Annotated in this window: 3 protein-coding genes and 1 tRNA gene; 2 read left to right on the plus strand and 2 right to left on the minus strand. The window is 72.9% G+C overall.

What is annotated here, in order from left to right; translation table 11 throughout:
- On the plus strand, positions 1–1156 hold a 1156-nt coding region (locus VF468_13535), incomplete at its 5' end, for a (Fe-S)-binding protein (GenBank protein ID HEX5879317.1).
- Here VF468_13535 and VF468_13540 read toward each other — a convergent pair.
- Both VF468_13540 and dcd read right to left on the minus strand, forming a co-directional pair.
- Positions 1153–2979, minus strand: a complete 1827-nt coding sequence (locus VF468_13540; protein ID HEX5879318.1) for a hypothetical protein — start codon at positions 2977–2979, stop codon at positions 1153–1155. The two genes, VF468_13535 and VF468_13540, sit on opposite strands and share 4 nt — an antisense overlap.
- A gap of 65 nt (positions 2980–3044) precedes the next feature.
- The gene (gene dcd, locus VF468_13545; protein ID HEX5879319.1) at positions 3045–3614 is read right to left on the minus strand and encodes a dCTP deaminase; all 570 of its coding nucleotides are present in this window, start codon (positions 3612–3614) and stop codon (positions 3045–3047) included.
- Positions 3615–3706: 92 nt separating this feature from the next.
- Here dcd and VF468_13550 point away from each other — a divergent pair.
- Positions 3707–3780 (plus strand) — tRNA-Gly (locus VF468_13550).
- Positions 3781–4179 lie beyond the last annotated feature (399 nt).

A 4179-nucleotide genomic window follows, 5' to 3' on the forward strand; every position in this document is an offset into this window, starting at 1 on the left:
GCCACGGCTCGCGGCGCTGGCGGAGGCGCCGCTGATCGGGGACACCGGGTATGCCGCGGACGCGCCGCTCACCGCATACCACCCGCACGGCGCCCCGGGCGGCGGCGCCGTGATCGACGCGGACGTGCTCTGGTCCTGCACCACCTGCGGGGCCTGCGTCGAGCAGTGCCCGGTCGACATCGAGCACGTCGACACCATCATGGAGCTGCGCCGCTACGAGGTCCTGATGGAGTCCCGCTTCCCCGCCGAGGCCGGCACCATGCTGCGCAACGTCGAGAACTCCGGCGACCCCTGGGGGCTGGGGGCCGGCCAGCGCCTGGCCTGGACCGAGGGGCTCGGGTTCGAGGTCCCGGTGGTCACCGACCGGATCCCCGACGACGTCGAGTACCTCTACTGGGTCGGCTGCGCGGCCGCGCTCGAGGACCGGGCCCGCAAGACGGCCAGGGCCATCGCCGGCCTGCTGCACCGGGCCGGGGTGCGCTTCGCCGTGCTCGGCCCGCGCGAGTCCTGCTCCGGCGACCCGGCCCGGCGGCTCGGCAACGAGTACCTCTATCAGCTCCAGGCCCAGCAGAACATCGAGACCCTCAACGAGGTGGGGGCCCGCAAGGTGGTCGCCTCCTGCCCCCACTGCTTCAACACCCTGGCCCGCGAGTACCCCCACCTGGGCGGCAACTACGAGGTCATCCACCACACCCAGCTGCTGCGGCGGCTGGTCGACGAGGGCCGCCTTCGCCCCGACGGGCCGGTCGAGACCACCGTCACCTACCACGACCCCTGCTACCTGGGCCGCCACAACGACGTCTACGACGCCCCGCGGGCCGTGCTGGACGCCGTGCCCGGGGTCCGGTCGGTGGAGATGCACCGCTGCCGCGAGCGGGGCTTCTGCTGCGGCGCCGGCGGGGCCCGCATGTGGATGGAGGAGCGGATCGGCAAGCGGGTCAACCTGGAGCGCACCGAGGAAGCCCTGGCCACCGGGGCCGACGTCGTCGGCACGGCCTGCCCCTACTGCATGGTCATGCTCGACGACGCCATCAAGCAGCGCCAGGCCGAGGGCGCCGCCGAGGGGGTCCGGGTCCTCGACGTCGCCCAGGTGCTGGAGGAGTCGGTCCAGGTCCGGGAGCGCCCGGCCGCCGATCGCCCCCTGGACGCTCCCTAGGTGCTTTCGCCGGTGTCCCTGGGCTGGACCACCGGGTCGCGCCACAGGTAGACGCCCTCGACCACCTGCGGCTCGCGTCCCAGCAGGTCGGTCAGGAAGGCCACCATCGCCGCCTGGTTGGGCATCGGGCCCACGATCACGCTCCCGACCCGCCAGCGGACCAGGTCGCGGGCCAGGGCCCGCCGCCTCGGCCCGGTGAGGCGCGGCGGCGGGCGGCCGCCGAAGATCTGGGCGAAGGTGATCGAGGCCGGGCTCGGGATGGCGTCGAAGCGTGGCTGGTCGCTGTCGCGCCGGGGGCCGATGAAGTAGCCGCCGGGCATCCGGTACCAGAGGCCGGCCTCGGCCTGCCAGGTCATGGCCAGGGCGGTCCGCCGGTACGGCCAGGGCAGCACCAGGGCCACGCTGTCGCGGGGCAGCTCGCGCACGCCCGGGCCGGTGAAGAACGCCGGGGTGGTCACCTCCTCGGCCGGGACCGTCGCCGACGGCCACAGCGGCAGCAGCACGACCACGGCCACCACCACCGCGGCCGGCCGCTGCCAGCCGCCCCCGCGCCACACGGCCTGGAGGAACACGGCCAGCAGGAGCCCGGCGAACAGGGCGGTGAGCTGGGCCAGCCGGGCCGGGATGAGGCTGGGGAGCAGCGGCAGGTCCTCGAAGAAGGCCCAGGGCAGCGAGATCCCGGTGTCCTCCCCGCCCACCAGCAGGGTCGGCCCCAGCGACAGCACCGCCGCCACCGCCATCAGGGCCAGCCCCGTCCTGACCACCGGGCTGGAGCGCCAGCGGACCCCGAGCGCGGCCAGCACCAGCAGCATCGGCAGGCCCAGGTAGGCGGAGTTGCCGCCCGCGAAGCCGGCCACCAGCTCGCCGGCCCCGTCCCAGGTCAGCGCCTGGGCCCAGCCGGGCACGACGAAGCCCTGGAGGTCGTTGGAGTAGTTGGTCTTCTGGATGTCCCCGTGGATCCGCTGCGGCCCGCCGAACTGCACCGACAGCGGCCAGACGACGATCGCCGACACCATCACCAGGGCGACCGCGAACGCCTTGGCGGCGTACGCCCACCGCGCCCGCAGCCGCCGCAGGTTGGCCAGCAACAGCAGCACGAACATGGCGAAGCCGAGCAGGGCCGTCATGGCCAGCAGCTCCTCGCCGATCAGGAGCTGGGCGCCGGCCATCAGGCCGAGGCCGGCCCCGACCAGCCAGGGGGAGCGCCGCTGGCGGACCAGGATCTCGTGCAGGGCCAGCAGCATCAGCGGGACCAGGAAGGCCAGCGACATGTGCAGGTGGTGCGACTGGCCCCGGATCGCCGGGGAGAAGCCGTAGACCAGCCCGCCGGCCGCCGCCGCCAGGTGCCCGGGGGCGAAGCGCCGGATGGCCAGGTACGCGCACCAGGCCGAGAGGCCGTAGGCGAGCACCAGCAGGAGGTTGAAGCTGAGCACCGGCCCCCAGGCTCCGGTCACCGGGGCCAGCAGCAGCCCGGGCAGGGGCAGCGACGTGTTCCACATCAGGTTCACGCCGTCGGGGTAGTTGAGGTGGTGGGTGACCAGCAGGTCGTGCCCGTGCTCGAGGGCGAACGGCACCCAGCGCAGGAACCACACCAAGATCGCCGCGTCGCCGTCCCCGCCCTCCAGGGTGGTGGTGGCCGGCGACGACCACGCCGGCGCGAACATCCACACGGCCAGGCCGAGGAACACGAGCAGGAACAGCGGCTGCGGGCCAGGACGCAGCCGCCGGGCCAGCCGGCGCAGGCGCCGCCGACCGCGCTCCTCCTCGCGCGGCTCCTGGGCCACCACGTCGGGCGCCGGTGCCGGGGCGGCCTTGTCGGTCACGGGGTCGATGGATGATGCTGGCAGCTTCGACAATCGCGGTCCTCGTCGGGGGGCGAGCTCAGGGGTCAGGGTGCGCGGAAGTTCTCCCAGTACCGGGACGGGGTCGGTCCCCGCTGTCCCTGATACTTCGACCCGACCCCCCGCGACCCGTAGGGCCGCTCGGCCGCGGTGGTGAGCTGGAACACGGCGATCTGCCCGATCCGCATCCCCGGGTACAGCGTGATCGGCAGGTTGGCCACGTTCGACAGCTCCAGCGTCACGTGCCCGGTGAACCCCGGGTCGAGGAACCCCGCCGTCGAGTGGGTCATCAGCCCCAGCCGCCCCAGGCTCGACTTCCCCTCAAGCCTGGCCGCCAGGTCCGGCGGGATCCCGACCTCCTCGAGGGTCGACCCCAGCACGAACTCCCCCGGGTGCAGGATGAACGCGTCGTCGGGCTTGACCTCGACCAGCTCGGTCAGGTCCTCCATCGGCTGCTTCACGTCGATGTACGGATGCCGCGCCGTGTAGAAGACCCGGAAGCGGTTGTCCAGCCGGACGTCGATGCTCGACGGCTGGATGGCGTCGTCGTCGAGGGGGTCGATCACCAGCCGCCCGGCCGCGATCGCCTCCCGCAGACTACGGTCGGACAGGATCACCTGTGCACTCCCAAGACAAAGGTTGCTCGGCGGGCATTCTGCCACGACCTCGTTGCCCCAGCTCAGACCGCCCGGCTAGAATCACCCCTCTTGCGGGCGTAGTTCAATGGCAGAACTCGAGCTTCCCAAGCTCGCGGTGAGGGTTCGATTCCCTTCGCCCGCTCCACCCCAAGCGCAGGTCAACCGCCTGCCGCCTCTTGCCGCTCCCCCGCCGAGCACCGTCGTGCCCTCCACGTGCCCTCGGCCGGTGCCGGCCGGCCTGCTGAGCATCGCGGACCAGCCCATCCAGGGGGGTGGCGATGGCGCCCTGGCGGTCGGCCATGACGTGCTGGTAGCGCAGCGCCACCGCTGGCGAGGTATGCCCCATGCGGTCCACGGCCGCCGTCCTCCACGGCGCCGACTGCGCCAGGTCAAGGCGACCCAAAGGTGTTGGGATCCGCTCCGGGGGAGCGGCGTTGCTTTCCGCAGCCGCGGCATTCGCGGTACCAGCCGCCTTCGGGGTTACGCAGCCGCTGCCAACGGTGCCTGCCGATGCGACACAGCCAGGGCTTGGTCATAGCGGCCT

The sequence above is a fragment of the Actinomycetota bacterium genome (genome assembly GCA_036280995.1).
Taxonomy (GTDB): Bacteria; Actinomycetota; CALGFH01; order CALGFH01; family CALGFH01; genus CALGFH01.